General features: G+C 46.7%; 1 protein-coding gene. It reads right to left on the bottom strand.

Features of this window, described 5'->3' with window-relative positions:
- On the bottom strand, positions 1 to 403 hold a 403-nt coding region (locus RVS70_RS22955; RefSeq protein WP_321135047.1), incomplete at both ends, for a CBS domain-containing protein.

Below are 403 nucleotides of genomic sequence, written 5' to 3'. Positions count from 1 at the left end.
CTTCATACTCGTAAACCGTTTGATCCTCTTTATCATCACCCTCGTCTTTAAACCCTCTTGAAACAATATCATCAAGCTTCTCCCCGACCTGCGGCTGCTTTTGAATCATTTGAAGGGCTTTCAACACATCTTGGCGGCTGATCATCCCGATCAGATTTTGGTGGCCGTCAGTGACGGGGAGCACTTCGATTCCTTCCCATACCATCATTTGCGCCGCTGAGGCGACAGATGTTTTCCCAATCACCGTAACGGGATTTTTGGTCATGACTTTTTCTATGGATGCATTTCGGTCATGGCCGGCAATATCTTTTGATGTCAGAATGCCGTGGATTTTCATTTGATCGTCGACAACCGGGAAGCGGCCGTGGCCCGTTTCAAAATTTTTCTCATACCATTTTTCAAG

Source organism: Virgibacillus sp. M23, from assembly GCF_034190895.1.
Lineage (GTDB): Bacteria > Bacillota > Bacilli > Bacillales > Amphibacillaceae > Virgibacillus > Virgibacillus salarius.
Note: the sequence above shows the minus strand (reverse complement) of the source record. Positions and strands in the feature narration are given on the sequence as shown.